Annotated in this window: 32 protein-coding genes; 10 read left to right on the top strand and 22 right to left on the bottom strand. The window is 43.9% G+C overall.

Annotated features, from left to right (window positions below; all coding sequences use genetic code 11):
* Window positions 1–30: 30 nt before the first annotated feature.
* Window positions 31–1,347 carry an erythromycin esterase family protein gene (locus AB3N00_RS03690; protein WP_413033354.1) on the top strand — a complete coding sequence of 439 codons (1,317 nt, stop codon included), beginning with the start codon at window positions 31–33 and terminating at the stop codon, window positions 1,345–1,347.
* A 164-nt stretch (window positions 1,348–1,511) separates the two neighbouring features.
* Here the strand turns inward: AB3N00_RS03690 and AB3N00_RS03695 are convergent, their stop codons facing one another.
* Window positions 1,512–2,555, bottom strand: a complete 1,044-nt coding sequence (locus AB3N00_RS03695) for an NAD(P)-dependent alcohol dehydrogenase (RefSeq protein WP_413033355.1) — start codon at window positions 2,553–2,555, stop codon at window positions 1,512–1,514.
* Window positions 2,556–2,863: 308 nt separating this feature from the next.
* Here AB3N00_RS03695 and AB3N00_RS03700 point away from each other — a divergent pair, with 308 nt between their 5' ends.
* Both AB3N00_RS03700 and AB3N00_RS03705 read left to right on the top strand, forming a co-directional pair.
* Complete coding sequence (locus AB3N00_RS03700; protein WP_413033356.1) at window positions 2,864–3,388, top strand: GNAT family N-acetyltransferase; 525 nt, start codon at window positions 2,864–2,866, stop codon at window positions 3,386–3,388.
* A gap of 27 nt (window positions 3,389–3,415) precedes the next feature.
* Window positions 3,416–4,234 (top strand): MerR family transcriptional regulator, encoded by an 819-nt coding sequence (locus tag AB3N00_RS03705; protein WP_413033357.1) that lies wholly within the window; start codon window positions 3,416–3,418, stop codon window positions 4,232–4,234.
* Between the two features lie 135 nt (window positions 4,235–4,369).
* On the opposite strand, the gene AB3N00_RS03710 is transcribed toward AB3N00_RS03705, so the two are convergent.
* The 3 genes from AB3N00_RS03710 to AB3N00_RS03720 form a co-directional block, all read right to left on the bottom strand.
* The gene (locus tag AB3N00_RS03710; protein ID WP_347380904.1) at window positions 4,370–4,558 is read right to left on the bottom strand and encodes a hypothetical protein; all 189 of its coding nucleotides are present in this window, start codon (window positions 4,556–4,558) and stop codon (window positions 4,370–4,372) included.
* Window positions 4,559–4,597: 39 nt separating this feature from the next.
* Complete coding sequence (gene tlp, locus AB3N00_RS03715) at window positions 4,598–4,825, bottom strand: small acid-soluble spore protein Tlp (protein WP_413033358.1); 228 nt, start codon at window positions 4,823–4,825, stop codon at window positions 4,598–4,600.
* An 87-nt stretch (window positions 4,826–4,912) separates the two neighbouring features.
* Entirely contained in the window at window positions 4,913–5,749 is an 837-nt protein-coding gene (locus AB3N00_RS03720) for a helix-turn-helix domain-containing protein (protein ID WP_413033359.1), read from the bottom strand.
* Window positions 5,750–5,886: 137 nt separating this feature from the next.
* Here AB3N00_RS03720 and AB3N00_RS03725 point away from each other — a divergent pair, with 137 nt between their 5' ends.
* Window positions 5,887–6,984: a glycoside hydrolase family 88/105 protein gene (locus AB3N00_RS03725; protein WP_413033360.1), complete on the top strand. Its 1,098-nt coding sequence runs from the start codon at window positions 5,887–5,889 to the stop codon at window positions 6,982–6,984.
* Window positions 6,985–7,071: 87 nt separating this feature from the next.
* Here the strand turns inward: AB3N00_RS03725 and AB3N00_RS03730 are convergent, their stop codons facing one another.
* The gene (locus AB3N00_RS03730) at window positions 7,072–7,992 is read right to left on the bottom strand and encodes a DMT family transporter (protein ID WP_413033361.1); all 921 of its coding nucleotides are present in this window, start codon (window positions 7,990–7,992) and stop codon (window positions 7,072–7,074) included.
* A 172-nt stretch (window positions 7,993–8,164) separates the two neighbouring features.
* Between AB3N00_RS03730 and AB3N00_RS03735 the strand changes: the two genes are divergently transcribed.
* Window positions 8,165–9,064: a LysR family transcriptional regulator gene (locus AB3N00_RS03735; RefSeq protein WP_413033362.1), complete on the top strand. Its 900-nt coding sequence runs from the start codon at window positions 8,165–8,167 to the stop codon at window positions 9,062–9,064.
* A gap of 73 nt (window positions 9,065–9,137) precedes the next feature.
* Here AB3N00_RS03735 and AB3N00_RS03740 read toward each other — a convergent pair whose 3' ends face one another.
* From AB3N00_RS03740 to AB3N00_RS03775, 8 genes are all read right to left on the bottom strand, one after another.
* Window positions 9,138–10,010 (bottom strand): YitT family protein, encoded by an 873-nt coding sequence (locus AB3N00_RS03740; RefSeq protein WP_413033363.1) that lies wholly within the window; start codon window positions 10,008–10,010, stop codon window positions 9,138–9,140.
* A 262-nt stretch (window positions 10,011–10,272) separates the two neighbouring features.
* Window positions 10,273–10,692: an arsenate reductase (thioredoxin) gene (gene arsC, locus AB3N00_RS03745; RefSeq protein WP_413033364.1), complete on the bottom strand. Its 420-nt coding sequence runs from the start codon at window positions 10,690–10,692 to the stop codon at window positions 10,273–10,275.
* A 24-nt stretch (window positions 10,693–10,716) separates the two neighbouring features.
* Window positions 10,717–12,012, bottom strand: a complete 1,296-nt coding sequence (locus tag AB3N00_RS03750) for an arsenic transporter (RefSeq protein ID WP_413033365.1) — start codon at window positions 12,010–12,012, stop codon at window positions 10,717–10,719.
* Between the two features lie 74 nt (window positions 12,013–12,086).
* Entirely contained in the window at window positions 12,087–12,413 is a 327-nt protein-coding gene (locus AB3N00_RS03755; RefSeq protein ID WP_413033366.1) for an ArsR/SmtB family transcription factor, read from the bottom strand.
* 135 nt (window positions 12,414–12,548) lie between these two features.
* A complete protein-coding gene (locus AB3N00_RS03760) occupies window positions 12,549–13,142 on the bottom strand; it encodes a YdeI/OmpD-associated family protein (protein ID WP_413033367.1) in 594 nt (197 codons plus the stop codon).
* Between the two features lie 94 nt (window positions 13,143–13,236).
* Window positions 13,237–13,653, bottom strand: coding sequence for an SRPBCC family protein (locus tag AB3N00_RS03765; protein WP_413033368.1), 417 nt, complete (start codon window positions 13,651–13,653; stop codon window positions 13,237–13,239).
* The gene (locus AB3N00_RS03770; protein ID WP_413033369.1) at window positions 13,650–13,979 is read right to left on the bottom strand and encodes an ArsR/SmtB family transcription factor; all 330 of its coding nucleotides are present in this window, start codon (window positions 13,977–13,979) and stop codon (window positions 13,650–13,652) included. The genes AB3N00_RS03765 and AB3N00_RS03770 overlap by 4 nt, the downstream gene beginning before the upstream one ends.
* A gap of 76 nt (window positions 13,980–14,055) precedes the next feature.
* Complete coding sequence (locus AB3N00_RS03775) at window positions 14,056–14,472, bottom strand: DoxX family protein (RefSeq protein ID WP_413033370.1); 417 nt, start codon at window positions 14,470–14,472, stop codon at window positions 14,056–14,058.
* Window positions 14,473–14,821: 349 nt separating this feature from the next.
* Between AB3N00_RS03775 and AB3N00_RS03780 the strand changes: the two genes are divergently transcribed.
* Window positions 14,822–15,244 (top strand): collagen-like protein, encoded by a 423-nt coding sequence (locus AB3N00_RS03780; protein ID WP_413033371.1) that lies wholly within the window; start codon window positions 14,822–14,824, stop codon window positions 15,242–15,244.
* A gap of 44 nt (window positions 15,245–15,288) precedes the next feature.
* Here the strand turns inward: AB3N00_RS03780 and AB3N00_RS03785 are convergent, their stop codons facing one another.
* The 8 genes from AB3N00_RS03785 to AB3N00_RS03820 form a co-directional block, all read right to left on the bottom strand.
* Window positions 15,289–15,702, bottom strand: coding sequence for a spore germination protein (locus AB3N00_RS03785; protein ID WP_413033372.1), 414 nt, complete (start codon window positions 15,700–15,702; stop codon window positions 15,289–15,291).
* A gap of 164 nt (window positions 15,703–15,866) precedes the next feature.
* Entirely contained in the window at window positions 15,867–16,724 is an 858-nt protein-coding gene (locus tag AB3N00_RS03790) for an aldo/keto reductase (RefSeq protein WP_413033373.1), read from the bottom strand.
* Window positions 16,725–16,847: 123 nt separating this feature from the next.
* Entirely contained in the window at window positions 16,848–17,165 is a 318-nt protein-coding gene (locus AB3N00_RS03795; protein WP_413033374.1) for a carboxymuconolactone decarboxylase family protein, read from the bottom strand.
* A 79-nt stretch (window positions 17,166–17,244) separates the two neighbouring features.
* Entirely contained in the window at window positions 17,245–18,441 is a 1,197-nt protein-coding gene (locus AB3N00_RS03800; protein ID WP_413033375.1) for a sugar efflux transporter, read from the bottom strand.
* A 22-nt stretch (window positions 18,442–18,463) separates the two neighbouring features.
* On the bottom strand, window positions 18,464–18,613 hold the full coding sequence (locus tag AB3N00_RS03805; RefSeq protein WP_413035285.1) for a hypothetical protein: 150 nt from the start codon (window positions 18,611–18,613) through the stop codon (window positions 18,464–18,466).
* A gap of 609 nt (window positions 18,614–19,222) precedes the next feature.
* Window positions 19,223–19,654, bottom strand: a complete 432-nt coding sequence (locus tag AB3N00_RS03810; RefSeq protein WP_413033376.1) for an N-acetyltransferase — start codon at window positions 19,652–19,654, stop codon at window positions 19,223–19,225.
* Between the two features lie 136 nt (window positions 19,655–19,790).
* Window positions 19,791–19,916: a hypothetical protein gene (locus AB3N00_RS03815; RefSeq protein WP_413035286.1), complete on the bottom strand. Its 126-nt coding sequence runs from the start codon at window positions 19,914–19,916 to the stop codon at window positions 19,791–19,793.
* Window positions 19,917–19,958: 42 nt separating this feature from the next.
* Window positions 19,959–20,483: a GNAT family N-acetyltransferase gene (locus AB3N00_RS03820; RefSeq protein WP_413033377.1), complete on the bottom strand. Its 525-nt coding sequence runs from the start codon at window positions 20,481–20,483 to the stop codon at window positions 19,959–19,961.
* Between the two features lie 171 nt (window positions 20,484–20,654).
* Between AB3N00_RS03820 and AB3N00_RS03825 the strand changes: the two genes are divergently transcribed.
* The 4 genes from AB3N00_RS03825 to AB3N00_RS03840 all read left to right on the top strand — a co-directional run bounded on the left by AB3N00_RS03825 (window position 20,655) and on the right by AB3N00_RS03840 (window position 24,376).
* A complete protein-coding gene (locus AB3N00_RS03825; RefSeq protein WP_413035181.1) occupies window positions 20,655–21,299 on the top strand; it encodes a YczE/YyaS/YitT family protein in 645 nt (214 codons plus the stop codon).
* A gap of 99 nt (window positions 21,300–21,398) precedes the next feature.
* Window positions 21,399–22,280 (top strand): helix-turn-helix domain-containing protein, encoded by an 882-nt coding sequence (locus AB3N00_RS03830; RefSeq protein ID WP_413033378.1) that lies wholly within the window; start codon window positions 21,399–21,401, stop codon window positions 22,278–22,280.
* Between the two features lie 108 nt (window positions 22,281–22,388).
* Window positions 22,389–23,669: a glycoside hydrolase family 27 protein gene (locus AB3N00_RS03835; protein ID WP_413033379.1), complete on the top strand. Its 1,281-nt coding sequence runs from the start codon at window positions 22,389–22,391 to the stop codon at window positions 23,667–23,669.
* A 254-nt stretch (window positions 23,670–23,923) separates the two neighbouring features.
* Window positions 23,924–24,376, top strand: a complete 453-nt coding sequence (locus tag AB3N00_RS03840; RefSeq protein WP_413033380.1) for a CBO0543 family protein — start codon at window positions 23,924–23,926, stop codon at window positions 24,374–24,376.
* A gap of 298 nt (window positions 24,377–24,674) precedes the next feature.
* On the opposite strand, the gene AB3N00_RS03845 is transcribed toward AB3N00_RS03840, so the two are convergent.
* Window positions 24,675–25,145 carry a GNAT family N-acetyltransferase gene (locus AB3N00_RS03845; protein WP_413033381.1) on the bottom strand — a complete coding sequence of 157 codons (471 nt, stop codon included), beginning with the start codon at window positions 25,143–25,145 and terminating at the stop codon, window positions 24,675–24,677.
* Window positions 25,146–25,173: the final 28 nt, after the last annotated feature.

Consider the following 25,173-nt stretch of genomic DNA (forward strand, 5'->3'; position numbering starts at 1 on the left):
TTACTCATATTACCTTAGGAGGTTTATTTTATGAGTACCAATAATATTCAATCAGAGCAGAGTGCTTATTTGAAAGAACTGAATGCTTTATTTATCCCTTTGGATGGCATGGAGAATCTGGACCGCATGGTTGACGCGATCGGAGATGCAGATATTGTGCTGCTCGGCGAAGCAAGCCATGGGACAGCTGACTTCTATCGGTATCGTGCCGAGCTATCGAAGAGACTGATTGCAAGCAAAGGATTCAACATCATCGGCGTGGAGGGTGATTGGCCCGCTGCTTATCGGCTGAACCGGTATGTGAAAGGAATGGCCGGATCCGATTCTTCGGCATCCGAAGCACTGGGCGATTTTACCCGCTGGCCAACCTGGATGTGGGCGAACACGGATATTTGTGATTTTGCCGAGTGGCTGAAAGAGCATAATGCAGCCAATCACACTGAAAGCAATGAACGTCCGAAGGTTGGATTTTATGGAATAGACATGTATTCGTTGTGGGAATCGATGGAGGCCATTATCGGTTATTTGGAGAAGACAAAGTCTCCTCAACTGGAACAGGCACGCCGTACATACGCCTGTTTTGATCCTTACAGCAAGGATCATCAGAGTTATGGCATCGCGGCAGGATTGCTTTCGGAGAGCTGTGAGAATGAAGTGGTTGAACTGCTAAAACAAATGCAGGATCGGCGCATGACGCATCCGGGTAGTGAGGAAGAGCTGAATGCTGAGGTCAATATGCTGGTTACTTCCAGCTCCGAGGCCTACTATCGTACGATGGTCCGTGGCGGTCCGCAATCCTGGAATGTTCGGGACAAACATATGGTTGAATCGTTAAAGAGAATCATGGCCTATTATGGAAGATCTGCCAAAGCCATTGTCTGGGAGCACAATACGCATATTGGTGACGCGCGGGCAACGGATATGATACAGGATGGCATGGTGAATGTGGGACAGCTGCTGCGAGAAGACCCTGAGCATCGGGTATTTGCCGTTGGCTTCGGAACCTATCAGGGTGAGGTTCTCGCGGGAAGAGCATGGGGAGATCCTGTGGAGAAAATGATGGTTCCACCAGGACAGCCAGGGAGCTGGGAGGATTACATGCACCGGGCAGGTGAAGGCCGGGATGGCATGGTCATGCTTTCCGATACATCCTCCGTCTTGCATAAAACCATTGGCCACCGTGCGATCGGTGTGGTATATAATCCTGATCATGAGCGATACGGCAATTATGTACCTTCCAGCATGGCGGATCGTTATGATGCGTTTATTCATATTGATCGGACCACCGCTCTTCAGCCACTGTCAGTGCATCAACCGGTTGCAACAGAAGCTTTATTTTCAACATAACGGATCTTGCTGAACGTCTGTGGGTGTCGCAGGCGGATTCCAACATAAAAGCAGCAGTCTCTGAATCGTTCACTCGAAACGGGAGACTGCTGTTTTTTAATGGACTATCGTTTTCCGTCAGTAAATGAGTAAAACATGGTCAGCTCCCTTTGTCGATCTCATATTCATTTTATGTGTTGGTCAGGTTCCTTCATGCAGACGACCACTTTTCCTTTCACACGACCCTCACCAATATCACGAAGTGCCTGAGCTCCTTCAGATAAAGGGTACTGCCGATCAATGATTGGCCTGACCTGACCTGTTTCGACAAGCTCCTTCCAAACCATCTGGTCTCCCTGGTTCGGTTTATGGAAAAGTAACGTAAATTTCTTTTTTTCAAGCCAAGAAAAAAACGGGCTTAACAGCAGATTCAGGAGAATGCTTGACATGAGGCCTCCAATCATCACATAGGTACCGCCCTTCTCCAATACACGCCTCAAAGCAAAAGCAGAACGGTTTCCGACAACATCAACAATCAAGTCATATCTGGATCCCAATGCAGTGAAGTCTTCTTTCGTATAATCCAACACTCGGTCGGCCCCTATACCAAGCAGCATATCCAGCTTCCCGTCGCGATCAACCGCAGTTACTTCTGCCCCGTGTAATTTGGCATATTGAATTGCAAACGTCCCGACTCCGCCACCGGCTCCATTGATCAGAACTTTTTGTCCCCTTTGCAATTTCCCTTGATCACGCAGTCCCTGCAAAGCTAGTACAGCAGCTTGTGGGATGGCAGCCGCCTGCACAAAGCTAATTCCTGCGGGTTTGGTTGTCAACGCATCCTCTCTGGCAGATACATATTCCGCAAACCCGCCCCAGCCAGAGCCGGATAGATCCCCGAACACCTCGTCACCGGGCTTAAATTGTTTGGCAGCTGCTCCAACCGCGATTACCCGTCCTGCAATATCTGCACCAAGAATACGATAACGTGGTTTCCGCATTGCACCGAGCCGGTTGACGAACGGTTTTCCGCGAAGGAGATCCCAATCCCAGGAGTTAACCGATGCGGCATGGATTTCAATTAACACTTCATCTTCCTTTGGTGCAGGAATGTCCACCTCTTCTATTCGTAGGACATCGGGTGTTCCGTATGTGTCATAGACCATTGCTCGCATTGCTTTTGCATTCCGTTCTCCGGGTGATTCCGTGTTATCCATTCGTTCTCTCACGGGCATTCTCCATTCGATAGACTTATGTGTATCGATATCCTGTAACCCTGACGCAAGAAAGTCGTGTCGTTCAGAATTTCTCGTGCGGTTTATAACCAAGCTGCAGCAGAGTGTTCAGACCTTCAAACAACTGATACGTTGGGCATTTTTTGTAGTTTCATTTTAAAGTTGAAAATACCGAATTAATGTATAGATTCAAATCGTTCCTTTTAGAACACTTATTTCACCCGACTTGACTCTGGTATCGTACCAGGGTTTATCGTAATCCATATCGAAATGTGGTTTTTCACGAATCAGGGGGAACAATGATGATTAAAAATCGGTTTGATCAAGTATTTGAAATCTTGAAGCAATCTTTTCCCGAATCAGAATATCGGGAATACGCCGAACAGAAGAAGCTGTTATCCAATTCGCGTTATCGACTTCTCACTGAGGAGAACGGGCAGAATGAAGTGATTGGTTTTCTCGCAGGTTGGGAGTTCGAGACCTTCAGGTACGTTGAAAATGTAGCAGTCTCTCCATCCACTCGCGGAAGTGGCATCGGAAAGCAGATCATGGAGCGTTTCATGAAAGAGTCCGACATGCCAGTTATCCTGGAAGTCGAATTGCCCGACGATGACCTGAGACGAAGAAGAATCGGTTTCTACGAGCGTTTGGGATTCCGCCTGGAAGATTATACTTATGTTCAGCCGGCACTCCGTCCAGGACAGCCCGCCATGCCTCTGCAGATCATGAGCTATCCAAAAGCTTTGACCTCAAGTGAATTTGAAATGGTGAGAAAGGTATTGTATAAGGAAGTGTACGGCATACCCACCTCTTACGCATACGCATAAAATAGATATGTGCAGGAAAGGAAACTAATGAAGAACGATTATAAAATTAATGAAATTTCCAAGCTCTATGGAATAGGTGTCGACTCGCTGCGTTATTATGAAAAACTGGGATTGCTTGTCACTCGTCGAGATTGCAACGGATACCGTCTGTATAGTCTTCATGATATGTACAAATTAAATATCATCCGTGACCTGCGTCAGCTGGATTTTACGATGCAGCAGATCAAAGCGTACCTCGATCAACAAAGTGTTGAAAACACACTCGAATTGTTATACAAGGAACAAGAACTGATTCAGGAACAGGTTGCAAAGCTTGAAACTACGCAACGTATCATTCAAGGCAGAATCAAGGTACTGACCGAAGCAATGCTAATCAAGACGGGTGTTTTCTCCATCAAAACATACTCTGAACGACCTTGTTTGCAATTAAATACACGCATAACGAGGGATGAGGAGATGGATTATGCCATTAAGAAGCTGCATCAGAAGCATAAAGGACACATCCTGGATTTTGGCAATCAATTGTATGGGGCATCCGTCTCGCTTGAGGAATTGAATCATGGCTTGAGGGATGTTTTTAACTCCGTCTTCTTTATTTTTGATTCTGATGGAGCCGGACTGATCGACCCCGATTACAGCCTGCCGGCTGGGGATTATCTATCGCTCTACTATCGTGGAGATTATCGTCAAAGTCATGAGAAAATGCAAGATGTCGTCGCTTATGCAGGTGAACATGGATTTCGGCTGTTGGGAGACCCGTTCGAAATTTATGAAATTGATAATCGAGATACCATCATTACCGATCAATTTCTGACCGAAATCCAGGTGAGGGTTGCCATGGAATAAGAATTTGTCGGATAATTTTCAAAAGAAACGAATAAACTGACGTATTAATTAACAATAGTATTTGTGGGTGAAAATAAAAAGAATAAGCCGATCCAAAGAAAGGATCAGCTTATTCGTGAATTGGGTTGGTTAGGATCAGGCGCGCTTATTTTCAACCGATTTCATGCGGTTTTGATCGTCGTCCTGTCGGTCATGGCTGAATTCTTGGCCTGCTTCAACTTCACCCTGTCCCGATACACTTCGGGCAAAATTGGTGAACTGCCTTTTGTGCTCATCCTGCTCGTGTTTTTGCTTCAGAAGCTCCTGTGGATCCTGATTCGTCATATGGTTGATCCTCCTACAAAATCAAAATAAGTCTCCACATTATGAGTTTTGCTGATGTCTGGATTCATCTTTGATTTCTTCACGGAATCCGGAAATGCTATGTTTACGGCGTTCGTTTTTCTCTTCGATTTGACCTTTTTCCCGTGCTGGAATCTCATCTCCAAATTCCTCGAGATAATCTTCTGCTTCCCGGTAGTTTTCGATCGTGTTCTGAACCGCGTTTTGCAAGTGTTCAACGTTGTCCTCACGGTTATCCGGTTTGCTCATACATGTCACCTCCCCAAATATGGAATCAGTGCTGTTTATTCGCACTACAGAAGTGTTCCAAAAGAGAGCAGTGCTTATGCATGAAAATCATTCTCCTTTCCTTCTATAATGTAATGGAGAATGACCCGTAACGACTTTGAACACTCGGCCAAAATGTGTTACGCTTCCGAATCCCACCTTTCTCGCAATCAAATTCACTTTCAGGCTGGAACTCTCGAGCTGTTTTTTGGCTTCCTTGATCCGAACACTATTCACGTACTCTACAAAGGCAAATCCCGTCGCCTCTTTGAAGGATCGACTCAAATAATATGGACTAATAAAGAACCTGTCCGCCAACAAATGAAGGGATAGTTCCTCCATATAATGTTCGTTAATATAACGGACAATCTCTGATATTCGTTCATGCATGGGACTTGGTGATGCCAGCGGTTCCGCATCATGCTGCCTGAATTGTCTGCAGCACATGATAAGCAGCTGCACGGCTAGTGTCTGGGCAAACAACTCAAAGCCGCTACCGCGCTCCTGCATCTCCTGAATAATCGCTCGGGATTGCGGTTCAATCAGCTGCCGATTGCGCAAGGAATCCTTTAATATCAAATAATCTCGGTCCAGCATAGGCAGAAGTGCTTCCCGATGAGAGCCATCCAGCGAAAAATATTGTTCATGCATGTTAATAATGAGCCGCTCATGCTTTGGCTGCTCCGCATTGGTTGTACGGTGCAGAATATTGGGGGCGATGATGACGACATCGCCTTCGTTAATGGTAATCGTCCGGTCTTGAATGAAAAATTCCCGCTTGCCTGACATCAAAATATAAATTTCGTAAGTGCTGTGAAAATGGCTGACCGGCATATGATGGCTTAACGCTTTCCGGTGGGATACCGTAAAAGTGCCCGCATTATTCTCGTAATATAGATTCCCCATTTTACTGAATGCCCCTTCCATCTCGTCCCTGTTGTTTATTATATCGCAAGAAATAAGAAGAAATGGATAGATTCCGCAAAAGATGTACATATCCCAATGGTAAAATGGAGGTACAACCAACCAAGGAGGAAGGATACATGCAAACCACCTCATCAATCACAACTCCGATTCAATGGGCATTAAAAGCCTGCGAAGCGTTAATGGACAAATTTGAGCCGGAGAATCTTCCACCGGATCGATTCCACTACCATCAGGGTGTCTTTCTGTCTGGTATGGAAAAATGCTGGCGGCAGACCGGAGAACAAAAGCTGTACGACTACATCAAAGGATGGGTCGATAGTCAAATTCTCGAGGATGGCAGCATCAAAAAATTTAAATCCGATGAGTTAGACGACATACAACCTGGTGTGCTTCTCTTCACTCTCTACGAGCAGACGGGAGATGAACGGTACAAAAAAGCACTGCACACCCTGGTGCCCTTGCTGAAATCTTGGCCGACGAATTCCTCCGGCGGATTCTGGCACAAGGGACACTATCCGAATCAAATGTGGCTGGACGGTTTATATATGGCTGGACCCATTGCCGTACAATTTGCCAAAACATTTGGTGAGAGCGATTACATCGACATGATGGTCTTTCAGGCACTGCTTATGGAAAGGCATACAAAAGACCCAGCCACTGGCTTGCTGTACCACGGTTGGGACGAAACCAAGGAAGCCAAATGGGCTGACCCTGTAACGGGTCTCGCTCCGGAATTCTGGGGCCGCGCCATCGGCTGGTATCCTGTCGCTTTGCTCGAAATGTTTGAATACATGCCAGAGGATCATCCCGATAAAGCCAAACTCGTGACCATTGTACAGGATCTGCTGATCGCTCTGACGAACTACCAGGATCCCGCCACCGGATTATGGTATCAAGTCGTTGACAAAGGAGATCAACCGGATAACTGGCACGAAAACTCCTGCACGGCATTGTTTGCTCATTCCATTGCCAAGGCGGTTCGGTTCGGCTATCTGGACGCTCAATATTTGAAGTATGCCTGGAAAGGTTACCACGGAGTCATTGATACACTGAAGTTCGATGAGAACGGTAACGTTGTGATCGGCAACATTTGTATCGGAACGGGAATTGGCGATTATGCCCACTATATCGCACGCCCAACCAGCGAGAATGACCTGCATGGAGCAGGAGCCTTTATTCTCATGTGTGTGGAGATGAATCTGGCTGCAAAATAGGTTAGCACCAAAAAAGACAGGGACACTCGTCCCTGTCTTCTTGATTTTCCCTGCTTTTCGACCGAGGAATATGGGAAGTGTTCCTTATTAAACGGTTCTGCCCGTTCGCTTCCAAAACGTTTTAGCTCTCCCTTTCTTGGCCATAAGGTTTGCCGACAACAGCATCCCCATAATGACGATAACACCGCCGACGATCTGGGAAATCAGCAATTCCTGACCAGACAGTACAGAGAGAATCGCGGTGAAAATGGGCATCAAATTCATCGTGATGCTGGCTTTGCCTGGCCCGAGTTCCTTGACTCCCTGGTTCCAGAACAGAAATGACCCGATGGAAGGAAATAATCCTAGATAAAGGATACCTGTTATACCAAAAGACGTGACGTGCTCGATATGCAGCGGCTGCAGGAACAACAGTGGAGTCATGCAAATGACGCCTATAAAAGCAGTAAAGGCTACAAATGTGATCGGCGGAAGATGCTGCGCTCTTTTGCCGACAATGGAATAGATAGCCCACAGAAATACTGCGAGCAGCATGATGCCGTCTCCCTGGTTGTAGTGTGTGCTGAATATCCCGAGCAAATGTCCTTTCGTTAATACCGTCAGTACGCCCAGGAAGGACAATACCAACCCCGCACCCTGCCATCTAGTAATTTTATCTTTGAGAAATAATAGGGACAATACAATCATCACGGCTGGAGTTAAACTGTTAATCAAGCTGCCATTCGTAGACGATGTGTGTTGGAGAGCCGTGTATGTGAGAAGTGTGTAGGCCACAACGCCCACCAGTGACAAGAATAGCAGAACACCCCAATTGTTCTTCCATACCTTCAGCCATTTTGGCTTCTCTACCAACTGCGCAAGTGGAATCAACACAATAGCCGCAATCACCCATCGCAAGAAAGATGCCCAGATCGGCGGAAAGTCAGAAGTCACCGCTTTGCCGAACATCAGGTTTCCCGCCCAAAACAAATTTGCCAATATTAAAAATAGCCAAGCTTTTGCTTTCATCACAATCAAACTCCTATCCACTTGAATTCCAGATCCCGTTACCATATGGGCATGTTTGGGATTCCAGTAAGTTTCACTTCTGGTTTCTTTTCTGTTTTCTTATAAACATGATACAATACGCTTATCTATAAATAAAATGAATATAATTCATGAAGGAGATACCAAATTTGATATGAATAAATCACTTCTACAGTTGATCGTCACGATATCGGAGACCCGCAGCTTTACGATGGCCAGTGAGAAAATGAATATGACGCAGCCGGCTGTCAGCCGTGCGGTTACTACTCTGGAACGTGAACTCGGGGTTACGCTGCTTATCCGGGACCGACGTCGTGGTGTTGCGCTAACACCAATCGGAGAGCGGATCGTCCGAATTTTCCGAGAAATCCTTCAAGGTTATGAGAAAATCGATCAGGAAATCTCGAGTGAAAAGGGATTGGAGACGGGTTGCGTCCGTATCGGTGCTTTCCCGGTAGCCTCGACATACTTTGTCCCAAAACTGATCCGTTATATTAAGCGGCAATATCCCAATCTGGAATTCACCATTGTGGAAGGTACCATTGCAGAGGTACAGGAATGGTTGGATAATCGACAGATCGATGTCGGACTGCTCATCCCTACGGATGAAACGACCGATTCGTTCCCTATTTACCGGGAAGGCATATATGCGGTCATGAGAGATGATCATCCATTAGTGGAGAAGACCATCATTAGTCCTGAAGATTTGCGAGAGGAACCCATGCTGCTCTGGAAAGCTGGATATGAGCCTCCTGTTCTGAAGTGGTTCGAGAGTGCGGGAGTAACACCAAAAGTGGAATACATCCTCTATAATTACAGAACATCACTTCAAATGATTCTTGCCGGTGAAGGGTTGGCGGTAATGTCGGAGTTGTCTCTTCTGGACATTCCACAGGGTATTTCGCTGAAACGCCTGTCACCTGAAGCCTACCGGGACATTCATATCGCAACCGGTCCCGAGAAAGATTGTACGATAGCGGTAAAAACCTTTGTTGAGGCTGCTCAAACCCTGTTTCCTTTTCAAACGGATCGCGAACCTTTGATTGACGTTTAAAAACGTAAAAAAGCCGCTGCAATAGCGACTTTTGTTGAACCTATGTTCTTGTCTGTCCATCATTTTTAAGTAATTAATGAATGTCTTTCTTTTTGAAGCTACCACCCTTAACTTCTGCTACATCGTACACGACAACAAAAGCATTCGGGTCTATTTCGTGAATAATTTCTTTTATTTTGCTCTCTTCCATACGGTTGATTACACAAGTGATTTCTTTGAACTGTTCATTGGAGTAACCGCCATAAGCATCGGTATAGGTTGCTCCACGGCCCAATCGGTCACGAATGGTTTCGACCATGATTTCGGGTTGATTCGTGATGATTTTAAACGTTTTGGAACCGCTCAAGCCTTCTTCAACGATATGAATGACTTTGGAAGCAATAAAATAAGCGAGTGCAGACAGGATCGCCCCTTGCAGACCAAATACGGTCGAAACGACAATAAAGACAAACATATTTAAAAATAAGATTAGATCACTTGTTCCAAACGGAACTTTACGTGAAAGCAGTACAGCTAACATATCTATCCCATCCAATGCCCCGCCGTTACGCAATGCCAGACCCATACCAAAACCGATGATAATCCCACCGACAACGGTAATCAGCAAAGTATCCCCTTCAATAATTGTAGGCACATGGTGCATAAGACTGGTACTTACCGCCAGTGAAGCAATACCGATAATCGAGTAGAAAGCAAAGCTCTTACCTATTTGCTTATATCCCAGCCAAACAAAGGGAATGTTAATCACACCAATCAGTATCCCTAATGGCAATCCGAACAGTTGTGAACCAACGATGCTCAGACCTGTAACACCGCCGTCTGAGACGTTGTTAGGGATCAATACTGCTTCTAGACCATAGGCAGTAATACAGGCTCCGATGATAATCAATAATACTTTTGAGAAAATCCGCGCTTTATTCGATTTTTGTTTTTTCCTTTGATGCATTCATTTTCCCCCTTGGACAAGAACTCATAAAATACAGTCTATAATAATTATCACCGTTTTGACAAATTTTTCGCCGCATCAAGAACATTTTCCTTTGCCCTGATCCTTCTGTACTGTTTCGTCAAACGAAAAGAATTTTATACCAGGGGACTTCCAAATTCTGCATTCTTAACAGAAAAAAAGCCGCTAAAATAGCGGCTTATCATTGCTTTCAAATCTGATGCTTCATTTGAAAAATCCAACACATGAACAAGCCGTCACCTTATTTGCCGGTTTCAGCAAAGGTTCTAATACGTTCTCCAATCTGGTCACGCACCCTTTGAAAAACGGTCCATTTCTCTTCATTAGTGCCTTGTGCTTTTGCGGGGTCATCGAATCCCCAGTGTTCCCGCTTCACTTGTGGAGGAGTCATTGGACATTTATCTGCTGCGTCCCCACATAGGGTAACGACGAAATCTGCGTTGTTCAGCAATTCGGAGTCAATAATGTCTGAAGTTTGGCTGGAAATATCCAAGCCGACTTCCTTCATGGCTGCTACCGCTTTGGGATTTAGACCATGTGCCTCGATTCCTGCGCTATAAATGTTCCATTCGTCACTGAGGTATTTCTTGGCCCAGCCTTCGGCCATTTGGCTCCGGCAAGAGTTGCCTGTACATAGAAAGTAAAGTATTTTTTTGTTCATGTTCATCGTCTCCTCTTAGTTGAATTAAATAATGCTTAACCACAGATACAGCCCTACTAGCGTAATAAACAAAGTCGGTACCGTTATAATGATGCCTGTCTTAAAATAAGTGCCCCATGAAATTTTGACACCTTTGGTGCTAAGCACATGAAGCCAGAGCAGAGTCGCAAGTGAACCAATCGGGGTAATCTTTGGACCTAAGTCCGATCCAATGATATTGGCATAGATGAGTGCCTCCCGAACAGTCCCCGTAGCCGTTGTTGCATCAATGGCTAGAGCATCAATCAACACGGTAGGCATATTGTTCATCAGGGATGAAATAATTGCAGCAATAAAACCCATACCAAGGGTTGCAGCAAACAATCCTTGATCGGCCACTGCCTGGATCGCTACGGCCAGCAGATCCGTCAGACCAACATTACGCAGGCCATAGATGACAACATACATACCGATTGAAAAGAATACGATGGCCCAAGGTGCTTCCTTCACGACCGATGTGGTCGGTACAGCAGAACTTCGGGAAGCCATGAACAGGAAGAACATTGCAACAACACCCGCAATAAGGGATACAGGAAGTCCTATAAATTCACTGGCGAAGTATCCTATAAGCAGAACGCCCAAGACTACCCACGACAACCGAAACATCTTCATATCCTTGATAGCCGTTACGGGAGCTTTCAATTCGCTGGTATCAAAGCGTTTCGGAATACTTTTTCTGAAAAAGAGATACAGCACCCCTATACTGGCAACCAGTGAGAACAGATTCGGAATAAACATTCTCCCTGCGTACTCCATAAAGGTAATACCAAAGAAATCAGCAGAGACAATATTGACCAGGTTACTTACAACGAGTGGCAAGGATGTCGTATCTGCAATAAATCCGCTGGCGATGATGAAAGGGAATACTTTTTTCTCATCAAAGTGAAGTGCTCTAACCATAGCCAGAACAATCGGTGTCAGAATCAATGCTCCTCCGTCGTTGGCAAAGAAAGCGGAAACGATCGCTCCCAGAATCGATACGTATACAAACATTCGGACACCGTTGCCATGTGACGCCTTCGCCATATGTAAAGCAGCCCACTCAAAAAATCCAATTCGATCCAGAATCAACGAAATCAGAATGATTGCAACAAAAGCAAACGTGGCGTTCCAGACGATTTGCGTAACATCCCATACATCCTGGAAAGTGACCACACCCACAAGTAAAGCGAGAATCGCTCCACCGCAAGCAGACCAACCAATGGACAGGTTTCTAGGTTGCCAAATGACAAGAACCAGTGTTATCAAAAATATGGTGCACGCAAGCAGCGTAGCAAACAAACACATACACCCCCTATCCGTTTATCTTCATTTATATTTGTATATAATAATATACTTATATATTGTGCGGAAAATTATTTGCACGCTGATGAAATCCCCTCTTTATTTAAAGACTTAAGAATAGTTGCCGAGTCCGGCATAAATTCCAAAACGGATTTAATGTAAGGAGTGTCCTCTACATTCAAAGAGTAATATACCCATTGTCCCCGTTTGCTTTCTTTTACCAAGCCTTGATCCTTCAACTTACGCAAATGCTGACTGATTCCAGGTTGAGACATGTCCAGAATGTCAACAAATTCACATACGCACCATTCACGTTCTTGGAGGAGTGATAATATCGTTAGACGTGTTTTGTCGCCCAGCAATTTTAGCTTATCAGATGCTTCTTGAATAGATTTCATCACATTTTCTCCCCTCCCCATATAAGTGCATGCTTATATTATAATACCAAAATGACAAAGTCAATGTTGAACCACAAATAAGTAAAAAAGAGCGAGGGCTCAAGGCTGAACCATCGCTTCTCTGCTGTTTCACATCTAGTCATTTAATCCTTTTCCATCAAGGATATGGGGAATATATTTTTCGATTCTTGACTCACGAGTTTTGGATTGTTTGGGTGAAGAAAAATGCATGATATATGCTCTTTGCCGTCCTGGCGTCAATCCCTCAAAAGCTGTTTTTAAGTCGGGAATTTCTACGAATTTATTAGCCAGCTCTTCAGGAATGGTGAATTCCGAATGCTTTTTAAATTCCACTTCCAGACCGGCTTTCTCAACTTCCACGGCTTCATCAATATATGCCTTGATCATAAGCTGCATTTCATCTATCGTTTGAACATTGGTGAACCGAATCTGCCGGGCTGCCTGAACATTCTCCGTTTGTTGAATCAGGATTCCGTGCGGATCCTTTAACAAGGCACCTTTATGAAACAGCAGTGCGCAGTAATCCTTGAAACCATGAATTAAAACGATGTTTTTGTTGTCATATGTGTAACAGGGATGCATCCACTTGAACTCCTCCGTCAGTCCGCAGTCGAGTACGATCTCACGCAACAGCTCGAATTCTTCTTTCCAGTTCTTAAGCTTGTTAAAATAAGGATCAATCTTCGTATTTCTTTCACCTTTCAACATTAAATTACCCCCTGATACTGTTGGTTATAATCCATGGTTCAGAAGAAAGGAAAAGCATAAGTTTATGAAGTTTATGCTTTTCCTCCATTTTCAATTAAGCCAAGATCTTTTCAAGCTCGCCGCACCATTTACTCCAGCCATACTTAGCTCCACCCAGTGCCTGAGCGTTGGAGATTCCGGTTTGTTCAAGGTGAAGGTTAACCTTTCCATCCCCTAAGTCCTGTAGTGTCCAGGTAATCGTATGCTTCTCGCCGCTCTCCCAAGTATAGGATAACCGGTGAGGTTCGTCCACGATCAGTACTTCACCTTCAATAATCCCATTCCAGTACTCCGTAGCCTGCGTGCGAAATTGAAAACGATGTCCGACGACCGGTTTAAAATTATTATCCATTCCTTGACCCGTATGGATGTTGGCCACCCATTTGGCAAGCTTGTTTGAATCAGTTAATGCTGACCATAGCTTCTCGACCGATGTCTTATACTGATAATCCAATTCCAATGTTAAACTCATTCTTCTTCCTCCTCCAATAGTTGGTTCAAGCGCATCATATTTATAGTCCAGAACTTGCTGTAAAAAGCAACCCAATCTTCAACTTCTCTAAGTGGAGAGGCGTTTAGCCTAAACCGCGTTTCTCTGCCGACTTTTCGATCAACAACCAGACCAGCCTCTTTCAGGATGTTCAAATGCTTGGATACCGCTGTCCGGCCCATGGAAAACCGTGCCGTTAATTCATGAAGCGGTACTTCATCTGCTTGAGCTAACAGCTGCATAAGTTGGCGCCTGGTTGGATCTGCGATGGCGACAAAGACATCCCGTGATTGCTTGTTCTCACTCATACCACTCCCCTCCAATCTTCACTATGGATAAATATGGATGATGGTCCGGAGGGACAATTGTTGATCTCCTGTCTACCTATAGTTTGCGGCTTTTTGGTCGCAGCGCCCACGATGCAATGTTTAGTGCAGCATAGCCAAGCGGAAGGATGACATTAAACCCGTAACTGCCATAATCGTTAGCAAACGCATGAGATAAAGCGGCGCCAGTCATCAAAAAGAAAATACCGGCATGGACCCATTCTTTAAGCCGGGGAAAACCTGGAATGACGAGAGCGATGGATCCAAGAACTTTCCACAGTCCAAGAAGGGTTAGGACATATATTGGGTATCCCAGATCTGTCACTAACTTAAGGTTCCCCTCCAATTGCATCAATTGCCCAATCCCACTTAACATAACTGTTGTAGCGAGTAGTAATGTAATTGTCCAAAAAGCCGTTTTCCTGAGTTGTGGCTCTACCTTTGCAGTTGATTTCGCACCGAGCATTATACCCATTCGTTCCCTCCTCAAATATTACTTTTAGATGTGAGACATATAAGCTGCTATCTTGTCATAATTGGACACCATTTAGTGTCGTTTTTATTATATGACACCGATCGGTGTCGTGTCAATAAGGTTTTAAGTACACTTCCCAAAATTTTCTGAACTTCGAAATAATGAAAATAAAAAACACCTCTTATGAGGTGTAATGGTTACTTACAAGATGGAAAAGTATTCACTTAGTGAATCCGGACCCTATTTCCAAAAAGCCACTAATTTATGGCCATCAATGGGCTCTCACCCATTCCCCCTGCTCAAATGCCTACATACTATACACCAGACTAATGAACAGGAGTGATGCTGTATGACATTTTTACCTCCTTTTGGACCCGGTGGAGGATTTGGTGGACCTGGTGGACCTGGTGGACCTGGAGGTCCTGGAGGAATTTTTGGACCAGGTGGTCCTGGTGGTCCCGGTGGAACACCTGGTCCTCCATCGTTCCCCGGAGGCGGAGGCGGCGGCGGACCCCAAGGCGTGCAGCCCCCTTCTGGGCCACCGCCTTCATTCATTCCACAGCAATCCCCTTCGTTGTTTGCAGTAGATCCGAGAGCAATATCCGGTTGTCTGTTCCGCTACACATATATTTGGCCGAATCATGGCCCCGGCTTCTGGATGTATCCGGTATTTGTCGGCAGAAATTCGGTGGCTGGCTTCCGTTGGAATGGATTCTTCTGGCTGTACAGCGGCATTGATCTGCAGCGGATCAGTTCGTTTAGCTGTTTTTAATACTTCATTACCCTGCTTGCGGATCACTCCGCTTACAGGGTTTTTTATTTGAATAACAGGTGCGCCTTCGATTCCGTAATGCTGCGTTCTTCCCATCCAGGCAAAGAAATGATCAAACCCTCATTTAAACCGTCCAATAACAGAAGAACTCCACCCGAAAAGATTTGATCCAACGCATCTTCAAAGCTCTGAATCAGACTTGCTTCACCGACATCTAAAATGCCATCCTTTATGAACGTTAACGTGATCTCATCAGAAGAGGAGCACTCGTGCAGCGGACGAATTACGTTGTCCTGTACCTTTTGCATGTCGGTCATTCCATCCAAATAAAAAAGTGCGGCGTGGTTGCTGCCGATCGTGATTTCACGAACCACAAAATCGGAACTGTTTCCCATGAAGTCACAAATGAGATCGATATTTGAGTAAATTTGGTTGGAAAATTCGGGTTGCAACTTCATTTAGTACCAATCCCCCTCAGTTATGTAGTATTGGTACTAAATGAAATAATAAACAAATCGTTCTCATCTTCGTACTTGCAGCATTAACGGTGGGGTCATATGCTAATAAGGCAATAAAGACCGTCCAGCAGGACGATCTTCATAAGTAGGTATTGAGTTTAACCTTATTCCAAACCTTTTTTACCGTAATCCGTTAAGAATTCAACGGTTTGTGGATCATAGTGGGAGAAAAAGGCGCTTTGCTCTGTATCGAGCGCAGCTATCTTTTCCATATCCATCGAGGTTAATTGAAAATCAAAAACATTAAAGTTTTGTTCCATTCTGTCTTTATTGACTGTTTTCGGAATGACTACTACGCCTCGTTGAATCAGGAAACGCAAAGCAACTTGAGCTGTAGACTTATTGTATTGATTGCCAATCTCCTGCAGCGTAGCATTGGTGAACAGATCGTTTTTCCCTTCTGCAAAAGGACCCCAGGATTCAATCTGTGTATTGTATTTCTTCATAATTTCATGAGCTTTGACCTGCTGGTTGAACACATGGGTTTCCACCTGATTAACAGCCGGTACTACATCGCTGAACTGCACCAGGTCGATATATCTGTCCGGATAGAAATTGCTTACTCCGATCGCTTGGATTTTACCAGCCTTATAGTATTCTTCCATTGCGCGGTATGTTCCATAATAATCATTGAACGGCTGATGGATCAGGAGCAAGTCCAGATAATCGAGCTGGAGTTTTCTCAGGGATTCGTCAATGGATGCTTTTGCTTTTTCATAGCCTGCATTGGAAATCCAGACTTTGGTCGTGATGAAAAACTCTTCTCTCGGTACTCCACTTTTCTTGATGGCACGGCCCACTGCTTCTTCGTTTCGGTAAGCCTGTGCAGTATCAATGGAACGGTAGCCTACACTTATCGCATCAAGCACACATTTTTCGCATTCAGCCTGATCTGGAATTTGATATACATCATATCCTAGAATCGGCATCTTTACCCCATTATTTAATGTTACATATTCCATTTCAATTCCTCCTCATGATTAGTTGAATGCATGTTTCATAATTATCGGGCAGATTGTCAAACCGTTCATCCTCAACCGATTCCAGCCATTTTGTTTCCCCGTGTGTCATGGCGAGGTGTACTATTATTGGTATATTTCTTTGGCGATCTTAAATGCCGACCAGGCTTTCGGCCAGCCTACATAGAACGCAAGATGTGTTATCATTTCTGCTAGTTCCTCTTTGGAAACGCCATTTGCTTTGGCTCTATGTACATGAGCCGTCAATTGTTCAAAATTCCCGCCAGAGATTAGAGCACTAACCGTTATCATGCTGCGATCCCGCGGAGATAATTCGTTCTCCCTTGACCAGACTTCACCAAATAATACATCATCATTAAGTTCTGCAAACTTGGGTGCGAATTCTCCAAGGTTATCTCGACCAGCAGTTTGTTTTTCCGACATAGATTCCATCTCCCTTGTTATTTCATATTTTCTAAACGATAAAGTATGGCCATGAATCTGACATTAACGCTCAGACATTTCAGGCTGCTGCTTCAATATCTTTTTGGGGTCTTATGCTCCACAAGATAAAGAACGAGACACTAACAACAGCTAGACATACCCAATAAACCTCACGAATTCCTGCAAACTGAGCAATAATCCCGCCGCCTAAATTCCCCACTAATCTTCCAATAATGGATCCGTTGTAATAGATCGTGGAGGACAACCCAGGTGAATTTGGAAGCAGCTCTGTGAAATAACTTAGCCCATTGCCCATAGCGATAGCGACAAACACAGCCTGCAATAGCTGCGCTGCAATAATCTGCCAGGAATCAGTAGAAAGACTTAAAACAATATTGTAGATAACTGCAATAAAGCAGGCGTTAATCATTAATGTATGATTCGATAACTTCCGGCCCAGGGCACCAAGTGCAAACATAATGGGAATCTCCAAACCGGCACAAATACTTACAACCAATCCGACATCTGTATGCGTACCATGAAGTTCATTGACGATAAACAAAGGTGTGACGATCCCGTTTATGGCGTTAACCGCAAATAGCAAGATGAAGGCAATCGACGGAAACCAGATCTGCCGACGGGTAACTGATGGTGAGCCAGCAGTATCCGCTCTTTTCTTTTGAACTGCTCTCTTTTTCGGAAGAAACACAAGTACAAGAGTTGCAATGATAAGAAAGATGGCAGAAGTCCCCAGAAAGAGCCCCTTGTATCCAACGGCTCCTAAGATCATTGTCCCTACTAAAGGACCTACCAGGAATCCGAGAGAAACAAGTGTACGCAAAGTAGACATTGCAAATGTCTTGTCATCCGAGTTGCTTTCTGTAGCGGATTCTTGAGCATAGGCATAAATTTGAGGCATGACAGCTGCCCCTAAACCACTAAAAAAACTAACGATGATCAGCAAAATCAAGTAGTTATCAAACAACAAATACGAAGCATAGCCTACTGCAGATGAAACGGTGGCTATAATAATAATGAGTTTACGGTCCTGCTTGCGATCCGAATATTTACCAATAAACGAGTTTGCCACCACTCCACTCAAAGAACTCACAGCTGTAAAAACACCAAAAGCTCCTGCGCTCATTCCCAATTCCTCAGTACAATAGAGAGCTAAGTATGGGAGCGTAATTGAAATTCCGGTGCCGACCATAAGGACACAGATAACAAATAAACCATAACCCTTGATAGCAAACAAATGGATCAGTCGTTTGTACAAGTTCTGCCTCCTTAGAACAATGTTAAATACCGTTCCTGACTCGTAGGACAATGACCATCTCATTGATCGCTACATCAGCTGGCTGTTCAATGGCAAAAGCGATCGCACGGGCAATACTCTCGGCATCAATTGCACTCACATACATTTTTTGCTGCTGCTTCTCCAATTCCACTGGAGGTACCTGTGATGATCACTATGATTCCTTCAACACTCGACATAGAGCGTTCCGTCGAATACTCAACCATGCTCTGCTTATTCGTATTATGCAACAATTGAAAGAGCAACCGTTATCTCATTTGTCTCAAATGATTGCCTATTCCTCTCAACACCACTGTGTCGATGTTGCTGCATATCGAAAAGGCAAGCCAAATTTGAGTTCGGCTTGCCTTCCATAAAAAGCTGAGATTTTATCAATAATTACATTTTGTCATTATATTAATAGGTATTTCATCAATTTTTCTTCTATTAAATGGCAGTAGTAAGCAGAAACTTAAGAATAATTTCAAATTACTATATTTGTGTTGTTTCATGTGTCCAAGGGTTAGATCTAACAGTCAATATCTCACTTTACCAGACACTTGCACCCTACTAGTTTACATAATATATACTATGGTTTTAAATCTTCGTATTTAATTCATATTAAACAAGGAAAATCAACATTGCCTCCCCAGTTGTCGTCTGGACCCCACTCCAACTGTCCATGTACAAGAAATGACTTTAATACTCAAAACAGCGCAAAATTAGCGGCTTTTACGTATTGATGCTCCAATGCTCCGACAAATTACGATTTCTTCCATTCCATCAAGTATTCCTCATGGTCGGTATGTTCATCTACAAGTGTTTCTACAATTTTGAAGCCGTTCTTTTCGTAAAAGCGTGTAGCTGAAGTGTTTTCTTTATATACTTTTAATGTAATTTTTGTTTTATGGGTTTTAATAAAATCGAGTAGCTCTTTTCCATAACCACTTCTTTGATAAGCTGTATCTATAAACAGTGCTGCTAAATAGTTTTCTACCATAGAAACGAACCCAGCAATTTTTGCTTGATTGTAAATAACATAGGTTTCGGCCATCGGAAAGTATTTGTTTTTCATCGCATCCTTTTGAGATAGCCAATATTCCTGATTGATGAAATCATGTGCTTGAATCGAGCCTGTGTACCAAATATTAATTAAAGTTTCTGTATCATTCTGCTTATGTAATTCAATTCTCATATTGGTTTCACCTCAATGTAAGTGTAGTATGACAATCTATGGTAACATAGCCCGTAGCCGGAAGCAAAAGATCTGTCCCTTTACTCAACGCTCCTGAACAATAACTTGATATCTAAGAACTGAAAAAGCCGCTAAATTAGCGGCTATGGTTTTGAATCGGGTCCTGACGCACCTGTTCTCTTGTCCATGTTCCTCCGCTGGTTGGCAGTACAAGAACGGCATTCTGCTGCAATTGAAGAGGCGATGTAATCCAAACATTCATTCAGAAATCTGAAAAGACAAATCCGGCAATGATTTATCTGAGTTATACGAGAGTTTTGGTCATTATAAAATCGATTTGTTCTTCATCCCCCATATAGAATGAGTGTGCTCCTGTTTGAATAAATCCCATTTTGTTATAAAATGCAATCGCATTATCATTTTTTTCCCACACGCCAAGCCATATTTTGTTTTTGTTCTTTTCGATCGCAATGTCTATAGCTTTATTCAGCAAATGCTTACCGAGCCCGTACTTTTGAAAATGGTTTTTGATATAGATCCTCTCAATTTCAAGAAACTCTTCCCCCATGCTTTCGGATTGGGCATCACTGATATTTACCTTTAAATAGCCAGCAAGTTCTTCATTAAAATAGATGAAAAAAATGTCGGAAGAACGATTGGATAACTCCTTCTCCAACTGTTCCGAGTTAAATGCCCTCTCCAAATATCCCTTCATATTTTCAGGTGAATTCTGATCTTTAAATGTATCATTAAATGTTTCAATACTGATTTCCTGGAGTGTATGCACATCTTCACAGCTGCATTTTGTGATTTTTACTGTCTCTGTCATATTAAGGTGGTTTCGCTCCTTGATAGAATGAACAAATTCTCTCTGTTCCCTTTTATTTGTTTCCTGCCCGCCATTTATTTTGTTGCAAATGCAATAAAAACAGGATATATTAAATCTACTTTAATTTTGTTGTATTTGCAACATAAAACATACATAACGAGGGTGATTAAATTGAAATATATATTTTTCATCTTAGGAATATTAATATTGACTCTTGGAATTTCTTTTACGATTCAATCGGACCTTGGGACCTCACCCTTTGATGCACTATTGGTAGGGCTATCCTTGAATGTGGGGCTTTCTGTAGGAAGCTGGGAGATCATTATTGCGCTGCTCCTGATATGCTGCAATTCTATTCTATCAAGACAAAAACCAGAATTTCTAGGGTTGTTAACCGCATTTATAACAGGGATTGGCATTGATATGTGGCTTTTCTTCTTGCACAGTTGGGTAACTCCTGAATTATTGATCGGTAAAATTGTATATATGGTCATTGGTTTAGTACTTATTGGATTAGGAACTGCAACATACCTACTGACCAACTTCGCACCGATTCCCCTGGATCGATTAACATTGATTATTCAAAAACGTACCCGATCGAATCTCTTGGTTGCGAGAACGCTCCTTTACCTTGTGTTCCTGTTACTGGCATTGATTTTAAAGGGCCCTATTGGTATGGGAACGATACTGACCGTTTGTTTAGGAGGAGTTATACTAAATACTTTTATGCCTTTGATGAAAAAGGTATTGGATCGTTTCTCCAGCCATTCCAGTTCATCAACGGTTCTCGTGAAAGACAAAAGCCATTCAATATAGTAAACAAGGCAATTGCCTCCTCATTCTAATCGTAATAGCATATAATCAGACTTAATCGGTTGTTCGCAAAAACAATTTCATAACCATAAGGAGACATTCATGGACATGCCCAGAGGTACATACGGCTTTCGATTCGCGGAAGATAAGGAGCTGCAGCTATGCGTATTATTTGCGGCTGGCTGTGATTCCATCACCAATCCTTCCTATCATTGGGACGGGCTGGAGCGCACCGACGGGCCTCTCCTTCTTTTCCAGTACACCCTTTCAGGCGAAGGTATATATGAATCCGGGAAACAGCGGCATCGTGTCACTGCCGGACAGGCTTTTCTTGCTGAAATTCCAGGACCCCATCGCTATTATTACCATGCTGATTCCAAAGAGCCATGGGAATTTCTATTTTTGCTCTTCCGGCCGAATCTGATTCTGCCTCTTTGGCGCAAATTCTTGCGTGAAGCAGGAGAAGTCCCATACCTTCCCGCAGATTGTGCACCAGTTAAGCTGTTGCGAATGATTGTGAACGATGCGGCAGCAGGCCGAGTCTCAGATCCTTTCATCGCTTCTTCTTCTGTATACCAGTTCATCTCAGAACTGGCCAGACTGCAGGTAACAACTCTGCGAAACAGGAGCAACTGGTCAGAAAACGTCCAGCGCGCAGCTGAATTTATAGAGAATAACTACGCACAGATGATTAGTATTGATCAGCTGTCTGAGCATGTCTCTTTGTCCAAGTATCATTTGATTCGCCGGTTCTCAGCCAGTACGGGTCTGACACCAGGCGCTTATTTAACTCGCATCCGCACGGAAAAGGCCATGGAACTGCTTCGGGGAACCGGACTCAGCATTGAGGCCATTGCAGAACGGATTGGCTACTCCAGCGGAAGTTACTTTATTAAAGCTTTTCGCACCATGACCGGGCTTACACCAGGTGAGTTCCGCAGCGGAGGAGATAGCTTGGCATACCGTAAACTGTTCTTCGATTAACCGCAATATTGTGCTACTTGGCGTTTAAAATTACTGTAGATATTACTAAACTCCTTTATTATGATGAACACAACAAAAGCAATAATTAATCAGTAAAGGAGCTATTCCATGAATCATAAGCTTGCAGCACCTACACCACCGCTAGGCTGGAACAGCTGGGACTGCTACGGCGCGGCCGTTACAGAAGAAGAAATCCGGGGCAATGCGGAATACATGGCTGAACATCTCAAAACATTTGGGTGGAATTACATTACCGTCGATATTCAATGGTACGAGCCTTATGCAAACTCCTCTCAGTACCGACCGTTTGTCCCGCTCATCATGGATGAATATTCCCGGCTAATGCCTGCCGAGAACCGTTTTCCGTCCGCAAAAGGCGGACAAGGCTTCAAGCCATTAGCCGATTATGTACATAGCCTTGGACTGAAGTTTGGCATTCATATCATGCGCGGCATTCCAAGACAGGCTGCTCACGCTGCTACTCCCATTATGAACACCACGGCAACAGCGCGTGATATTGCACACACAAATTCCATCTGTCCGTGGAATACGGATATGTACGGCGTGGATTCGTCGAAAGAAGGCGCACAGGCTTACTATGATTCTCTCTTTGAACTATATGCTGAGTGGGGTGTCGACTTGGTAAAAGTAGACGACATTGCTGCATCTAGACTGTACGACACCCATCAGCCAGAGATCGCGTTAATCTCCAAAGCCATCGAACGCTGCGGCAGGCCAATGGTGCTGAGCCTCTCCCCTGGTCCGGCTCCGGTGGAATACTCCGCATTTTTTACCGAACATGCCAACATGTGGCGGGTTACGGATGACTTCTGGGATCAATGGCCGCTGCTGCTGGATATGTTTGACCGCTGCCGGACATGGCAAGGGATTCCGCAGGCAGGCTGCTGGCCAGACTGTGACATGCTCCCGCTCGGCCATATTGGGATTCGGTCTGTGGACGGCGGTGGCGCAGACCGATGGACGCGTTTCACAAGAGACGAGCAGTTGACGATGATGTCACTCTGGAGCATCTTCCGCTCACCTCTTATTTTTGGCGGCGAGCTTCGCGACTGTGACGAATGGACGCTGTCCCTGCTTACCAACCGAGAGGTATTGCGCATGCAGCAGGAGAGCCGTGGAGCGAAGGAAACACTGCGCGAAGGTAATCTCATTGTCTGGACAGCTGATGACACCGATGATTCCCGTTACGCTGCAATATTTAACGTTGGCGACTCTGAGTTGCCGCTGAGCTTGGCTTTGGAGCAAATCGGGCTCACCGGCTTTACCTCCGGCACCGATTTGTGGAACGGAACCGCAGCCGAACTTAAGGCAGGTGTAGTACAAACAACTGTCCCTCCGCACGGTGTACGCCTTTATCGGTTCATCTGATTCCTGATTTAGTCTGTTCACACCAACTTAAACTAGCAATGAGCCAGTCGTCGATATTACTTCGACACTGGCTCATTTGTTTTAGTGGACTTCAAATATTAAAGTACCATGACGGTTTTGGCTCCACTCACAAATGAGTTAATACCTGATTTTTTGGGGTTCCATCTTCAATTCTAACCCTTAAACATCTTCTCTGGATCAAATTAGAACTTATCGCTAAGAATATAAGTGACAGAAATTTTGGGAGGAACATGATGACTCTTAATATCCTTGTTGGTTTTGTTGTACCTTGGGTGTTGTTCATATATCTGTTTATCAAACACAGGAGATTACTATTTCCTTTCTTCCCTGTTGCAGTTGCTCTGGCTTCCGTTGTTAATAACATTGGATTCAATTACTTTTGGCTGCTCTCGCCTGTTTTTAAAAATATAGCTTTTTCTGCAATTCCGTTTGATCTAGGCATGTTCCCCATCGTTGCTTTATTTATGCTGTATCTGGTCTATGAAAAAAAAATTAAACCTGTACCTGTAATCTTCATAAGTGCCCTTATACTGACGTGCCTGGAATGGCTGTTGAAGCAGCAAGGAAGAGTAACGTACTTTAATAACTGGAATGTTTTTTGGACGTTTTTCTCTTATTTGATTCCCATCATAGCCATGTATGTGTACTCCGTGTTATTCTTCAAAATTTATAAAAAAATAAACTAGTCCCCGGTGCTATTATTTCGATCCAATGCATCAGCTATTTTTTCAAGTTTAATGTAGATCGCACGCAAATAAGCTGCAAAATAGATCAAACCCAAAATCAAGATTAATGCTAACATACATCTCCTCCTTAGTGACTTCATGGATAATCCAATGCCTAACTTTATTATACATAAAAAGGAAAAGGTGTAATAGTGAGTGAGCACATGGGCTTACTTCATACTTATTGATAAAAATAACAAAACCGATATTCCCTGCTTTAGGGAGTATCGGCTAGTGTTTTCCATAAAACTCATTCTGTTTATAAGGTTTTCAAATACCATGTATCGCATGCAAAATGTTCCGATTCATTCAGTGGTTTTTCTAATGCAGTGAACCCGTTTTTTGCATAGAACTTGTTGGCTGCGACCATTTTGCTGAGGGTTTCAAGATAACATTGTTCATAATGCTTTTTCGCAAATTCAAGGACAACGTGAAGTAATTCGCTTGAAATACCTGTGCCTCGTGTCTCTTTTAATGCATACATCTTTTGCAATTCACAAATGTTCGGAAAGCCCTCAATCGGTCCAATCCCACAACCCGCTACTATTTTAGCGTTTTCCTCAACCACCCAGTATTTAGAGCCCTCATTTTGGTACAGATTATAGAAATCACCTAAATGCGGATCAGTCCAAGCTGTCCCTGGTTTATTAGCGCCAAATTCGATCAAACAGGTTCTAATAAGCGATTCGACCTGTTTATTATCTCTCTCTTCTATCTCTCTTATGAACATATAGTAAGCCTCCGCATTCCCCTTAAAC

The sequence above is a fragment of the Paenibacillus xylanilyticus genome (assembly GCF_047246825.1).
Taxonomy (GTDB): Bacteria; Bacillota; Bacilli; order Paenibacillales; family Paenibacillaceae; genus Paenibacillus; species Paenibacillus xylanilyticus_B.